Source organism: Secundilactobacillus silagincola (assembly GCF_002583405.1).
In the GTDB taxonomy this organism is placed as follows: Bacteria; Bacillota; Bacilli; order Lactobacillales; family Lactobacillaceae; genus Secundilactobacillus; species Secundilactobacillus silagincola.
The window spans coordinates 1-15,092 of the sequence record NZ_BCMJ01000012.1 but is presented as its reverse complement, the minus strand read 5'-3'; the positions used below and the strand labels follow the sequence as shown (position 1 = coordinate 15,092).

Below are 15,092 nucleotides of genomic sequence, written 5' to 3'. Positions count from 1 at the left end.
GAGAAATTTAAACGGAAGATAACTACATCATGTTACTAAATGTCTTTACGACGTTTCTTTGCTCCTGCCAAGCCAAGCAGTGAAGCAAGTACACCGAGGAAGCCAAGTGCTGCAACACCCTGTGCCTGGTTTTCATCAGTTTGAGGTAATGCACTCTTGTCAGCAGCTTGCTTGTTACCATTAGCTTGACCAGCAGCGGTTGCGCCTTCGGCAGTTGTTGCTGTACCTGCAGAAGTACCTTGGGCAGTTGCTGTACCGCCTTCAGCGTTTCCTGCAGTGGCAGTGCCTTCGCCAGTACCAGTTGCAGTACCGTTGTCACCGCCTGCTACAATACCACCGTTGTCGCCAGCGCCTTCAGTAGCAGTACCTTCACCAGCACCAGTTGAGGTACCAGTAGTATTGCTACCACCATTGTTTCCAGCATTGTCGTTACCTGGAGTCGTTACGGCAGTGCCTTGATCAGTAGTTGGCGTTGTGTTGATACCAGTTGAAGAACCATCTGGAGTCTGACTGCCATCAGGCCCAGTAGTAGGACCAGTTGGAGTCTTGTCTTGGTCGACGTTCAAGATAGTCTTAGTCTTACCATCTTTAGAGGTAATCGTCAAAGTACCATCTGGGCCGATCGTCCAAGTGTCACCATTTGGTAAGGTACCCGTGTTACCGTTCTTAGGAGTAACTGTCTGGCTAGACCCATCTGGGAAGGTGATCGTGAATGTCCCATCACCGTTCTTAGTTAAGGTCAAACCTGAACCATTTGGTGTCTTATCAGTGACAGATTCACCATTACCATAGTAGTAATTGTTGGTTACACCACCATTGTTAATGGTACCACCTGGGAAGATGGTCGTCTTGCTACCATCTGGGTTAGTGATCGTCAATGAACCATCTGGGTTAACAACGTATGGGCTACCATTTGGTAAGGTGCCTGTGTCGCCTGGTTTAACCGTCTTGTCACCGTCTGGAGTGGCCAAGGTAGTTGAGCCATCAGGGTTCTTGGTGTAGGTGATCGTAACGCCACCCTTACCATCGTTACCAGTTGGTAAGGTCACAGTGGTGCCAGTTGAACCATCTGAACCATAGTTGTTGGTAATGTTGTTAGTGGTGTTATTAGTCGTACCACCATTACCACCATTTGGAACAACCGTGAAGTGCGAACCGTCAGGATTAGTGATGGTTACGGAGCCATCTGGGTTAACAGTTGCTTTACCACCGTTTGGTAAGGTTCCAGTTTCACCAGGTTTGAGCGTTTGACTGCCGCCATCTGGAGTAGTAACTGTAACATCACCGTTTGGTTGCTTAGTAAGGGTAACCATGGTACCGCCATTACCATCCTTGTTTGGTACAAAGACTACGGTTGAACCATTAGTGCCGTTGGTACCATTCGTACCATTGGTGCCGTCAGTTCCAGTCTTAGGATCAGTATTGATAGGACCCTTTGTACCATCATTAGGATTGATGGTTGTCTTGCTGCCATCTGGGTTAGTGAAGGTAATTGAACCATCAGGATTTACAACCCATGAACCGCCGTTTGGTAACTTGTCACCATCGCCAGGTTTAACAGTTTGAGTACTGCCATCTGGGAAGTGGATGAGTGTGTCGCCGTTTGGTGTCTTCTCAACCGTTAAGATCGTAGCTTTACCAGGTGTCCCATCTTTACCGTCTTGACCAGGGATTACCACAACAGTGCTCTTTGAGTCGCTGTCGGTTGGTTGGCCACCGATCTTGCTTGGGTCAATGGTGTAAGTCTTGCCATCTTGACCAGTGAAGGTAATGGTACCATCAGGGTTGACCACGAAGGTGCCGCCTGCTGGGTTAGTCTTAGAAGAATTGTCGCCTGGTTTAACCGTTTCCTTGCTGCCATCTGGGAAGTTGAAGGTAAATGAGCCATCAGGGTTCTTAGTGACAGTAGTAGCACCGTTTTGACCTGGTAAGTTAATCGTAATTGGTGTACCAGCTCCGTTAGTGTTTCCTGGAGTTGTTGTACCGCCGTTATCACCGTTACCACCATTTGGCGTTACGTTGATAATGTTCGTCTTACCAGCATTAGGATCAATGGTCGTTGATGAACCATCTGATGGGTTAGTGAAGGTGATTGTACCATCTTCGTTAACCTTGTAGGTGGTATCAGTGCCAGGAACTTTACCAGTATCACCAGGTTTAACAGGTGTAGTAGAACCATCTGGGAAGTGAAGCAATGTTTGACCACCAGTCGTCTTTTCAACGGTCAGAATCGTGTTCTTACCGTCTTGACTTGGGATGACAACAACAGTTGCTTTACTGTCATCAGCCGTTGGTTGGCCACCAATCTTGCTTGGATCGAAGGTGTAGTTCTTACCGTTCTTATCGGTGAATGTGATTGTACCATCAGGGTTAACAACGAAGCTACCGCCTTCTGGGTTAGTCTTAGTACTGTTATCACCTGGTTTAACAATATCTTGGCTGCCATCTGGGAAGGTAATCGTGTATGAGCCGTCAGGGTTCTTAGTTACAGTTGTGCCACCAGTTTGACCTGGGATGTTAACCGTAACTGTACCGTTCGAGCCATTAACACCATTTGTCCCATTGGTGCCGTTCGTACCATTAGTTCCGTTGGTACCATTTGTACCATTGGTTCCGTTAGTCCCGTTCGTACCATTTGTCCCGTTGGTACCACCGTTGTTTGTAGCACCCTTGTTAGGATCAATGGTTGATGAGCCACCATTAGGGTTCGTAAAGGTGATCGTGCCATCATCGTTAACGTTGTAGTGAGTGCCATCTGGTAAGGTGCCTGAGTCGCCTGGTTTAACAGTTCTTGTTGAGCCATCTGGTAAGTGCAAGGTGATTGAACCATCCGTGCCCTTTTCAACTGTCACTACAGAACTTGTACCATCTTTTCCAGGAAGGACAACAACTGTGTCTTTGCTGCCAGGTTGGGTAGATGCACCATTGTTCTTGTTAGGATCAAGGGTGTAACTGTTCCCATCCTTGTCAGTAAAGGTGATCGTGCCATCTGGGTTAACCTTGAAGGTACCGCCAGCTGGGTTGGTCTTAGTATCATTATCACCTGGTTTAATAGTTTGAGTAGAACCATCTGGGAACGTGAAGGTGATTGAACCATCAGGATTCTTGACTGCAGTAGTCCCACCGTTTTGACCTGGCATGTTGATGGTAATTGGGTTGCCACCATTGTTGTTGGTAGTTGAACCACCGTTCTTCAATGATGCCAAGTTAGATGCTGGATCCTTAGGGTTAGTGCCGTTCATCAATTCTTGCAAATCGGTGTCGCCATCGCCATCAGTATCCTTATTATCTGCGTTGGTCCCTAATTTACCTTCGAGGCCATCAGGAACCCCATCACCATCAGTATCAGTTCCGTTGCCATTGTTAGTGTCCGTTGGCGTCGTGCTACCACCATTGTTGTTGGTAGTTGAACCATCTGTTCCACCACCAGGGTTGACAACTGTTGTGGTGCCATCTGGGTTAGTGATACTTAATGAACCATCAGGAAGCACTGTGTAAGTCCCACCGTTTGGTAAAGTACCAGTATCGCCCGGTTTAACAGTCTTAGTATTACCATCAGGAGTCGTGATAGTTTCAGTACCATCAGGGTTCTTGGTGTAAGTGATCGTGTAAGAATTACCATCCTTGCCAGCTGGCAACTTAATAGTGGCACTTGCAGGACCATCCGTACCGTAGTAGTTGTTGGTCGTGTTGTTCGTAGTACCGCCATTATCAGTAGTCGTGTTTGTAATAGTACTCGTGCTGGTAGAGGTAGTTAGATCACTTGTACCCTTTTCAGGATCAATAGTAGTGGTCTTACCATCTGGTGTAGTAAATGTGAACGTACCATCTGGGTTATAAGTGTACTTAGTCCCATCTGGCAATGTGCCACCCTTACCTGGTTCAACTGTCTGGGTAGAACCGTCTGGTAAGTGGAGAATAATATCGCCATTTGGTGTCTTTTCAGCAGTCACAACATTAGTTGCACCATCTTTCCCAGGAAGAACAACGACTGTAGACTTGCTACCTGGTTGGGTTGGTGTGCTTTGACCATTATTAGGATCAAAGGTGAAGCTGCTACCATCAGGATTAGTAACGGTAATTGTGCCATCGTCGTTTACCTTAAAGGTTGCACCCTTTGCGTCAGGCTTGCTAGTGTCACCAGGTTGAACAGTTTGAGTCGAGCCATCTGGGAACGTGAAGGTAATTGAGCCATCAGGGTTCTTAGTTGCTTGAGTACCACCGTCTTGACCTGGAACGTTAACAGTAATTGGGTTAGTGGTTGTGCCCTTGTTAGGGTCAATCGTGTAACTGTTACCATTACCATCAGTAAAGGTGATCGTGCCATTAGGATTTACAGTGAATGAACCACCCTTTGCGTCAGGCTTAGTTTTATCACCAGGTTGAACAGTTTGGGTTGAGCCATCTGGGAATGTGAAGGTAATTGAACCATCAGGATTCTTAGTTGCTTTAACGCCACCATTTTGACCTGGAACATTGTTAATGGTTGTGGTATTAGTTGTCGTACTAGTTGATGGACCAGTAGAACCGTCCTTACCGCCATTTTCCAATGACTTCAAGTTAGAAGCAGGGTCCAGAGGATTAGTGTGGTTTAAGACTTCTTGGAAGTCGGTGTCGCCATCGTTGTCACTATCAGTCTTGTCAGCATTAGTACCAATCTTGGTTTCGAAGCTATCTGGAATACCATCGCCATCGGTATCAGCACCGTTACCAGTTTGTGAACCAGTGTTAATCACGATTGGAGTCGTTGTTCCCTTGCTTGGATCGATCGTGGTAGTAGAACCGTCTGGGTTAGTAAAGGTAATCGTACCATCTGGGTTAACAACAAATGTTGAACCGCCTGGAGTCGTACCAGTACCGCCTGGTTGAACTGTTTGAGTCGTACCATCTGGGAAGTGGAGCACAATGTCACCAGAAGGGGTCTTCTCAACTAATACAGTTTGATCTGGCGCATCCTTGCCATCCGTACCATTCTTACCTGGTAACGTGATGTTAGTAATCGTGCTACCCGGTTGAGTAGTACCACTAGCCTTGTTGTTAGGATCAATCGTGTAGGTTGAACCATCAGGGTTAGTGAAGGTAATCGTACCATCTGGGTTGACTTTGAAAGTTCCACCAGCTGGGTTAGTCTTGTCGTTGTTGTCGCCTGGTTTAACCGTTTCAGTATCACCGTTAGGGAACGTGAAGGTTAATGAGCCATCAGGGTTCTTAGCGACTTTAGTACCAGTTGATTGACCTGGTAATACGATTAAGGTAGCACCATTTGAGCCAGTGCCTGTGGTGTCGGTGCCAGTTGAACCAGAACCGTTACCATCGCCATCGGTACCATCAGTGCTTACTGAATCGCCAGTAATATTAATCTTGATAACAATTGGTTGACCTGAACCATTTTGACCAGAACCTTCTTGATCAGAACCATCTTTATCAGGTTGCTTAGGATAGATAGTTACTGAGTGGCCCTTATCATCGGTCAATGTGTAAGTTCCATCATCATTCTTGGTGAGCGTCCAACCTTTGTTAACGTTTTCGCCGGTTCCTGTGCCTTCGCCGGTTCCTGTGCCTTCACCAGTTCCTGTACCTTCGCCGGTTCCTGTGCCTTCACCAGTTCCTGTACCTTCACCAGTTCCTTTGATCAAAGTAATTGTGCCTTTAACCTCTGTACCGTCTGCACTTGGATCCACCAATGTATAGTGAGTACCGTCTGCATCCAATGCTTTCAATGCGTCAGCGACCTTTTGTGCCCCTGATCCATTGTAAGTAAAGTTTACTTGGATAGCAGGTTTCCCATCTACTGTGGTATCCTTTGCAGATGCGGGATCAATAGTGAAATCATCAGAAGTTAACTTAGAAAAGTCCACAGTAACTGATTGTTGAGTTTGTTGATCAACAGCAGGACCTGCGATGGCAGCCTTTGTTGTGTCAGAAGCTGACTTTGTTGCGGCTTCATCAGTTGCGGCACCCTTAATTGCATCTGCGGTTAAAGCAGCTGCTGCTTCTGTAGTAAGCGTCTTCGCACCATCAGTAGTTTGTGCAGCAGCAGCATTTTCAAGAGTCGTTGTACCAGTTGCTGTACCAAGATCTAACTTACCAGCCAATGAATTAGGCGTTGCAATATGACCGCCAAGTGCAATAACAGCTTTATCAACGTCATATTGTGATGCATTAACATTGTTGTTAACTGCATTTGCAAAGTCTGTTGCGCTCTGTGGAATATCAGAACCTTGAGGTGTTCCCTTTGCAATCAAGTCCTTCAACTGAGTCTTATCAACATTTTGATAAACAATAGTTGTTGAACCCATTTGATTTTTGTTGAATAATCTCGACATAGTGTCAAACGTTTCACCAACAAATTGACCTGGTGTCGCATTTTGACCATTCGTCTGATCCATAAATTGAGGGTCCTGGAATTGAACTGGTACAGCAACAGTTTGATGCATACCTGCACTACCTTCAATAGCTGTTGAGATGGCTGTCCCCAAATTCTTTGTGACCCAATCAGAAACTCCAGAAATAGCTGGTTGAACGAGTTTAGTATTAGCATCCGAGGCAAGTGTCAAAAATGCTTCGATAACTTGTGTTGCTGCAGGCGCAACCCATTGTTTTATAACACCTGAAATTGCATCAGTAATACCACCAGTAATACCGCTAAAGATACCTCCAAGACCGCTGCTATTTGAGTCGCTACCTGTAGAACCACCAAAGAGATTACCCAAGTTGCCTAAGATACCTCCACTGTTTGTGTTAGTTGGCGTGGTAGTGTTTGTTGGGTCAGTAGTATCTGTACCATTTTCCCAGGCTGCAAGTGCTTCGTTCAGAACTTGCATTGGTGTTTTACCATTAAATGCATGCAATGGGTCATTTGCATCTGGTGCAATGATTGTTTGCTTCCCAGTAAAAATGCTGTCCAATGCGCTACCAATTCCGTTAGTCCAACCGTTAATGTAGGTGTTGACATCATTTAGAAGCGCACCAGCAGTTGTTAAGTTCTTGTTTGATAAAACTTGAATTGTGCCATCTGCAGCATTATAGGTAGCAGGCATCAGTAATGTCTCTTCCAAACCATTGTTACTCAAGTTAGTAAGATATTTTTGCATGTTATCAATTGAATCTTGGAGTTGAGTAAGTTGGCCTTGATATGCCAAGTTAAAATTGGTTGTATCAACACCAAGAATATCAAGCAAGTTAACTAATGTTGCAACAAACCCGGAAGCACCAATTGTCTTTACTTGATCCGGATTAAGCGATTGAACAATCTGACCAGCGCTAGTAAGTAATGTACCGCCTTCAGTTGCCGCCGTTGCAGGATTTGCAATAATATTCTTGATAGCGGTGGTAAACTCAGTTGGAATTAATGACTTTCCATTGCCAATCAAGCCCTTACCCAAATCAGCACCCCAACCACTGGCGGTCTGGATACCTTCAGTAACTGTTTTTACAAGTTGTTGAATGCCTCCACTGTTCATCACAGCAGTATAAACGGCTTGTCCATCAAGCTTCTTGCCGACTGCATAATCAGGATTGGTATTCTTGCTTGGATCGCCAGAAGTATCTTTGTTACCTAAAGTTGGATCTGCAATCTGGTAATACTCACCAGTGTTATCATTTTTAACAATGATTCCAACTGGGGTTTGTTGTACAACACTTAAACCAGTGATTTTTACTGGTTGTAAGTTCGCTGGGACACCAAAAGTCGCACCTTGTTGCCCGTCACCAACTAATGAAATGTTAATACCATCGGCATCAGTATCAGCATAAAGCGTTGCAGAACGTGTTTGTGGATTCTTAGTGTCAGATGTGACGGCATCCTGATCATTTAAAATGTCGGCTGTCGTTTTCTGTTCATTATTGATATTTTCATCGGTTGTATCGGCTGTCATGTCAAGATTGTCATTAACTAAAGCTACATTGTCACTTGGATGCCCGATTAAATCGTGATTATTTTGTACGTCAGGATTTACTTTTCCTGCTGCATATGGGTCTCCATAACTTCCCGAAACACGATCCGTATTTGCATTAGCTTGATTAATAGCAGCCTCGGCACCACTGTTTAAATATTTTTCTGAAATCTGCGAGTTCAAACCTGCACTTGCACTATTTTCAGGGTAACTCTTCAATCCACTACCAAATAGATTGGTCTTAACAATCGCACCAGCAGTATCAGGCACAGCAGTTGTACCACTTGGTGCCTTAACGGTTCCTTCAGCTTGGGTCTGGTCTAATTGTGTGGGACCAGATACTAAAACATCGCCAGATTTACCGGCATGAACATCACCATTTGCATCAGTATAGTTTGCTGGATCACTAGTAGCGCTGGTAGTATCCTTGGACGGTTGTACTAAATTGCTAGTACTGTCATTTGCAGTAGTACTTTGATCAGCATTGGTACCACTTGCTGGGTCTACAGCGGTTGCATCCACAGCTGTCTTAGTTTGGGCATTTGGTGTAGCCAGTGTGTCCGTAGCAACTTTTGTAGTTGCAGCAGCGTCACCATTCGTATCTGCTGTTTGTCCTGCACCCGTACCAGCCTCTGGTGTTGTTGCCGGCGCAGTCGTCTGTGTTGGATCTTCCGCAGCAGCCGCCTGCACCTGTGTTCCGAGTAATACAGCACCTAATGAAAAGGTGGCGATACCAGCAAAAAGCCAGGTACGACCGGCCTTATACATCCGATAGTGTAGCGACTCAGACTCATGCATGAGAGCTAGTTTCCGGTTCCCCTTTGATAAATTTTTTGAACCTCTTCCCATAATAATTCCTCCTCCATAAATTCCACAAAACTTTAAAGAAATTAAGCAAGTACAACGTTGTGCTTTGCACACCCTTACATTAGCAAAATTTACTAGATAATTAACCCCGTTATATGAGAATTTTTACAGGCTTTTTTAAAGGTCGCTTAAAAAATATGGAAGGAATTCGTCAAAATACTGTCATTTCAGAGAGTTAGGGGTAGAAAATCACGTTCAAACCCACAAAAACGATAAAAATCTAAAATTAGTGCTGATATTAATCGATAACAACGACCAATATCAGCACTAATTTTAGATTGTTTTATATTTAACTATCAGTTAGTTTAACTATAACTTGATTGATGCGAACGACTGGAACGCAGCGTACGCCATAAAGGCAACAACTATCCACCCAGTGACCAACAACCACTTGGGATGCTTGTAGTCGCCCATGATACTCTTCTTAACCGCTGCAACTAACAGAATAGCCAGTGCAATAGGCAAAATCATGCCGTTCAATGCCCCCACAATAATCAGCACCTTAGCGGGATTACCCACGAAGTAGAAAATCAGGGTTGAAGCGAGAATGAACGTAATGATCAGGGCTGAATGATATTTATTGACCCAGGATTCTTTATTTTGAGAATAGTTTAAGAATGAAATCGACGTGAAAGTTGACCCCAGCGTTGAAGTCATCCCAGCTGCTAACAACAATAAACCGAAGAATTTATACCCAAAATTACCGGCAGCAATTTGGAAAATAGAAGCTGCAGGGTTAGCTGGGTTCAGTGTATGACCAGCGACGACCACAGCCAAACCAGCTAAGAACAGCATGATTCGAATGGCAGATGCCACCCCAATACCCGTTAGCGCACCTTCATTGACATACTTGATATTTTCCCGGCCCTTTACGCCGCCTTCCAGCAGTCGGTGACCGCCTGAGAACGAAATATAACCGCCAACGGTCCCACCAACAATGGTGACGATGGAATAGAAGTTAACTTGAGTCGGCATGAACGTGTGTGAAATGGCGGTTGCCACAGGAACGGTGGTAACAGACAGAATATAAATTAGAATCAGGATTTTAATAACCGCTAGGCACTGGACAGTTCGGTCGACCACCGTCATGGCATTTTTAACCACAAACACGATAATCGCAGCAGCGGCAGCAATCAGCGCACCATATTTGGGTTCAATGCCAAACAGCACGTTGAGGCCTAGCCCCGCGCCACCAATATTACCGATGTTAAAACAGAAACCACCGATAACAATCAGCGCCGTTAAGACATAGCCCAAACCAGGAACAACTTCGTTCGCAAGCACCTGTGCCCGCTTGCCGGAAACAATAATAATGCGCCAAATATTTAATTGAACAACGATATCGGCAATAATACATAGTAAAATAGCAAAACCAAAGTTGGCACCCATCTGACCCGTAAAGGCCGCGGTCTGGGTCAAAAAGCCAGGACCCACGGCAGCCATGGCCATCATGAAGGCGGCACCCATGGCAACACTGAATTTAGATCGTTTTTTCTCGGTAACTGGCGTCGGTGTTGGCGTTGATTGTGAGGTTTCTTTCATTGATCTATTCTCCTTCTCAATCCGGGTAGTAACAGCTATTTGACTTGTGTGGCAACAACATCGATTCCTTCAGCAGTCAGTGCTTGGTGAATTTGCTTCACGAAGGCTAACGCTTTAACCCCATCGCCATGAACACAGATCGTATCCGGTTGTATGCTAATTACCTGACCGTCAATGGTGGTCACTTGGTGTTCTTTTAGCATCTTGATGGTTCGTTTAACAGCAACGTCACTGTCTTCAATGACCGCTCCCTCTTTTTGCCGGGAAACGAGACTGCCATCCACTTCATAAGCGCGATCGGCAAAGACTTCCTGTTCGTAAGGAATGCCCACGGCCTTAGCTGCGCGAATCAACTCACTGTTAGCTAACCCAACCAGCATTAACTGAGGGTCAACTTCCTTGATGCCCTCACAAATTTGATAGGCTAACTCGTAGTCCTTAGCCGCCATGTTATATAACGCGCCATGGGGTTTCACGTGGTGCAATCGATGGGTTGGCGCAAAGGCTTCAAGCGCCCCAATTTGATACTTCACGTCAGCCTTGGCAGCTTTAGGCGCAATTTTCATTGGCCGGCGACCGAAGCCTTGCAGATCTGGCAACCCTGGATGGGCGCCCAACTGAACGTGACTGGCAACAGCTAAATCAACCGTATGCTGCATCACTTCCGGATCCCCTGCGTGAAAACCACAGGCAATGTTTGCCGACGTAATGTAGGGAATCACTTGATCATCGAGTCCCAGCGTATAACGGCCGAAACTCTCACCCAGATCACAATTTAAATCAACTTGTGTCATATAATATCCTCCCTTGTAAATTCTACTGTGAATCAGACTGCGGCAATAACTCCCGCTCGATAAACTCAATGTCAAACTGATTTTGCTGGAACTGGTTGGTTCGCAGTAATCGGTTTAAGAAATCTAGATTAGTCTCAATGCCTGTGATCACCGTTTCATTGATCGCCACCAGCATCTTTTGAACGGCAGTCTGCCGATTCGGTCCATAACTGATGATCTTAGCAATCATGGCATCGTAGTTCGGCGGTACCTTATATCCTTGATACAGCGCGGTATCAACCCGGATACCATTGCCACCGGGCAAGTGCAGGCCGGTTATTTGACCAGCACTGCTGGCGTTGATTCGGCACTCGATGGCGTAACCGTTGGCGGTGGGCGCCGCTGATGGCACCTTCCCATCAGCAATCAATAACTGTGCCTTAACCAAGTCCCAGCCGGAAGTTAATTCGGTGATGGGATGTTCCACTTGGATTCGAGTATTCATTTCCATAAAGTAAAATTGATTGGGACCGGCATAGAGGAATTCAAGCGTTCCTGCACCCGTGTAATGCAACTCTTCAACGGCCCGCTTAGATACCGAAAGCATTTTGTCTCGCGTGGCAGGATCAATGCTGCTGGGTGCCTCTTCAATCACTTTTTGGTGGTGTATCTGCAGTGAACAATCTCGCTCACCCACCGCCACACCAGTACCATCTTTAAGTCCTAACACCTGAACTTCGATGTGTCTTGGTCGGTCAATAAACTTCTCCAGATACATTTCGTTACTGCCAAAGGCTTGGGCAGCTTCATTTTGTGCTAGGGTAAACAGCTCTTCTAACTGGTCTGGTGTCTGAATCAGCCGCATGCCTTTACCGCCACCGCCCGCAACAGCTTTCACCATGACAGGATAGCCGATCTTTTCAGCATCCGTTCGCGCTTCAGCCAAAGTAGTGATTTTTCCATCACTACCTGGCGTGACGGGAACGCCCACCGCCTTCAACGTTTCTCGAGCACGCTCCTTATCGCCTAACAGACTAATGGTTTCTGGTTTTGGTCCGATAAAGGTCAAACCAGCTTTCAGACAGCGTTCGGCAAATTCGGCGTTTTCTGATAAAAAGCCGTATCCAGGGTGAACAGCATCCGCTCCAGTAATCTGGGCAGCACCCAGCAAATTATCAATATTGAGATAACTCTTAATTGGACTGGCCGAACCGATACAAACAGCTTCATCAGCTAATTTGACGTGCAGCGCATCCTTATCAGCAGTTGAATAGACTGCTACCGTGCTCAAGCCCAATTCTTGGCAGGCACGAATGATTCTCACGGCGATTTCACCGCGATTAGCAATCAGCACTTTTTCCACTTTGCCACCCCCTACAAGCTTTCAAATTCAAAGAGCGGCTGGTCAAATTCCACTAAGTCTTCGTTAGCTGCCAGCACTTTTGTAATCCGGCCATCCTGTGGTGCAACCACGTTGTTCATCATCTTCATCGCTTCAATCACCGCCACTGTCTGCCCGGCTTTTACGGTGTCACCCACTTTAACAAATGGGTCATCATCAGGGTTGCCTGAGGTATAAAAGGTACCGACAAACTTAGCGTTGATTGTTTGGGCTGTTGATGCGGCAGTATTAGCCTGCGCCGGTTGGACTGACGTATTGGCAACGGGCTGAACCTCTGGTGTCGTAGATTCTCTGGTTAATTCCAGTGTTTCGTCTTTTTGCTGATACTTCAGCTTACTGATACCATTTTCAGCCATCAACTGCATAATGGCTTGCATTTCTGAAGTTTCCAATTTTCATCCTTCTTTCAAATTACGAAGTGAAGAGTGTCGCTATTCGCTCTGCTGGTTCTCGTTCAAGTCGAACCTGAGTCTGGAACTGGTGAGCAGCCTTAATAGCCGCGCTACTGCCATAGTTTTGCCGGTAAAGTGTTTGACTCTTAGCTAAGTCAAACCACTGGAACTGGACTTGCTGACCAGGTGTCAGCTGAACCAGTTTCGGCAGATCCACGCGTGCCACCACGGCGATAACGGGGTAACCGCCAGTAGTTTGACGATCCGCTAGCAGCACGATTGGCTGACCATCCCGTGGTACCTGAACACCGCCTAATACCGTCCCTTCCGACAGCATCTCAGTAATCTTGGTTACATCCAGTGCCTGTCCCTTCAGACGCGCACCCATGCGGTCGGACTGCTGACTGATCTCAAAAGTTTGATGCGTCAGCTGCTGCCGCGTTTGGGCTGAAAAGTCATTGTATTGCGGACCTGGTGTCACTCGAATGGTGGTAGTATCCTGCTGAGAATACGGATATGCCGTTGCTCGTTGAAACTGCGGCTGATCCACGGCATCTCGGATAGTCGTTAAACTGTCACCAGCTTGCAACTGGCGGCCGTGGTACCCGCCGAGCTGATATTTCAAGCTCGTTGACCGGCTCCCCATGATTACTGATACTTGAATTCCACCATGCACGGCTAAATAGCCAAATCGACCGGCCGTGTAATGACCGATTGCTAATTGGTCGCCACGCCGCGCGTAATATTGCCGATAAGCTTCAATCGGCTGGTCATTCAACGTCATTTTCGCAGTCGCTCCCGTCACCGCAAAGTGACTGGCCTGCGTAAAGGTTAAAGTCGGCCCTTGAAGACTGCTTTCAAGCACGGCAGCGTCTATAGGATTACCCACTAACAAATTGGCAACATTAGCAGCATCAAAATCCATCACACCTGAAACCGAAAAGCCACTGCTTTGGGTCGCAACTCGGCCTTGATCCTGCACGGTGGTTAGTAAACCACCAGCTTGTATCTTAAGCGCCATGTTGTTCCACCTCCGCTTCTGGTACCGGTTCAACCCGTACGTGATAGTCTGCTAAATGAGACGCAATTTGGTCATATTCCGCTCGAGAAATCACATCGAAATGAACGTAGTCGCCCGTTTGATAATAGAATGGCTGATCACTTTCCGGTTGAAACAACCGCAGCGGGGTCCGGCCAATGATCTGCCAGCCGCCTGGTGATTCAATGGGGTACATGCCGGTCTGTTCCCCTGCAATACCCACTGAACCCGGGGCAATTTTAAGTCGCGGCGTTGCTAACCGAGGCGTTGCAATCTGCGGGTCAAGTCCGCCCAAATAGGCAAACCCTGGCAAGAAGCCCAGCATATAGATCAAATAATCCGGTTGACTGTGACGCTCGATAACCGCTTTAGAGGTCAGATGAGCTCGCGTTGCCACGTTAGCCAGATCTGGTCCAAAATCCGTATCATAGCAAACCGGAATGTGCACCCGTTTAACCGTAGAAACCGTATTTTGATGACCATCCAGCATGGCTGTATTAATAGTAGACTTTAACTGCTGAAGACTAATTTGCGCGGGTTCGTAAAACACCGTTAGCGTTCGAAACGCTGGTAAAAAGCCGGTTATCCCATCCGCGCCCAACTGTGTTAAGCGTTGCTGCAACTGGGCAATCTGCTGATTGATCGTCACACTGACTTGTCGTTCAAAAGTGACGTTAACTGCCTTATCACCCGCCGGTAAAATCTGGTAAGTAAGCATCATCATAACCTCCTATCCGTTTAAGCATTTAAGCCCCATTCTAAATTAAATTGAGATTAAAATCAAATTAAAAATACATATTATTCCATAAGCTTAATGTATATTCACTATATTCAGTTTTAGATTGTCTTCTTAATCCTATCATATCAACCATGTAATATAATATAACAGAGAAATATTCATTTTGAAAGATTAAGTGCTATTCAAATTTCACGTATGATTATATTCCGTTTACACGTAAAAATCCCTCCCTGACTATCAGATGAATTGTTGTATTTCATCTGATGATCATGGGGGGATTTTGGCTCTTTGACAACTGTTGTTGGTAAATTTATTAAATCAGTTCTAATCACTATTTCGTGATTAGGATTTTTTTAGTCTTAATACGCAAGGTATAAAGTACTCTTGCCCTAAACTTACGGAAGCTTTTGTAGCCAAAACCAGCTCGTTTAATCGCTTTAATT

7 protein-coding genes are annotated in these 15,092 nt (G+C 45.9%); all 7 read right to left on the bottom strand.

The features are described 5' to 3' along the window. Positions 1–35: 35 nt before the first annotated feature. Positions 36–8,744 (bottom strand): KxYKxGKxW signal peptide domain-containing protein, encoded by an 8,709-nt coding sequence (locus CES82_RS10750; RefSeq protein ID WP_098826195.1) that lies wholly within the window; start codon positions 8,742–8,744, stop codon positions 36–38. Positions 8,745–9,071: 327 nt separating this feature from the next. Then, positions 9,072–10,304 (bottom strand): NRAMP family divalent metal transporter, encoded by a 1,233-nt coding sequence (locus CES82_RS10745; protein WP_098826193.1) that lies wholly within the window; start codon positions 10,302–10,304, stop codon positions 9,072–9,074. Between the two features lie 35 nt (positions 10,305–10,339). Further along, the gene (locus CES82_RS10740; protein ID WP_098826191.1) at positions 10,340–11,098 is read right to left on the bottom strand and encodes a LamB/YcsF family protein; all 759 of its coding nucleotides are present in this window, start codon (positions 11,096–11,098) and stop codon (positions 10,340–10,342) included. 22 nt (positions 11,099–11,120) lie between these two features. Continuing rightward, complete coding sequence (locus CES82_RS10735) at positions 11,121–12,440, bottom strand: acetyl-CoA carboxylase biotin carboxylase subunit (RefSeq protein ID WP_098826189.1); 1,320 nt, start codon at positions 12,438–12,440, stop codon at positions 11,121–11,123. Positions 12,441–12,451: 11 nt separating this feature from the next. Then, positions 12,452–12,871, bottom strand: coding sequence for an acetyl-CoA carboxylase biotin carboxyl carrier protein (locus tag CES82_RS12800; protein ID WP_098826187.1), 420 nt, complete (start codon positions 12,869–12,871; stop codon positions 12,452–12,454). A 19-nt stretch (positions 12,872–12,890) separates the two neighbouring features. Then, the gene (locus CES82_RS10725; RefSeq protein ID WP_098826185.1) at positions 12,891–13,892 is read right to left on the bottom strand and encodes a 5-oxoprolinase subunit C family protein; all 1,002 of its coding nucleotides are present in this window, start codon (positions 13,890–13,892) and stop codon (positions 12,891–12,893) included. Then, positions 13,882–14,628: a 5-oxoprolinase subunit PxpB gene (pxpB, locus tag CES82_RS10720; protein WP_098826183.1), complete on the bottom strand. Its 747-nt coding sequence runs from the start codon at positions 14,626–14,628 to the stop codon at positions 13,882–13,884. Before pxpB ends, CES82_RS10725 begins: the two co-directional genes overlap by 11 nt. Between the last annotated feature and the right edge of the window lie 464 nt (positions 14,629–15,092).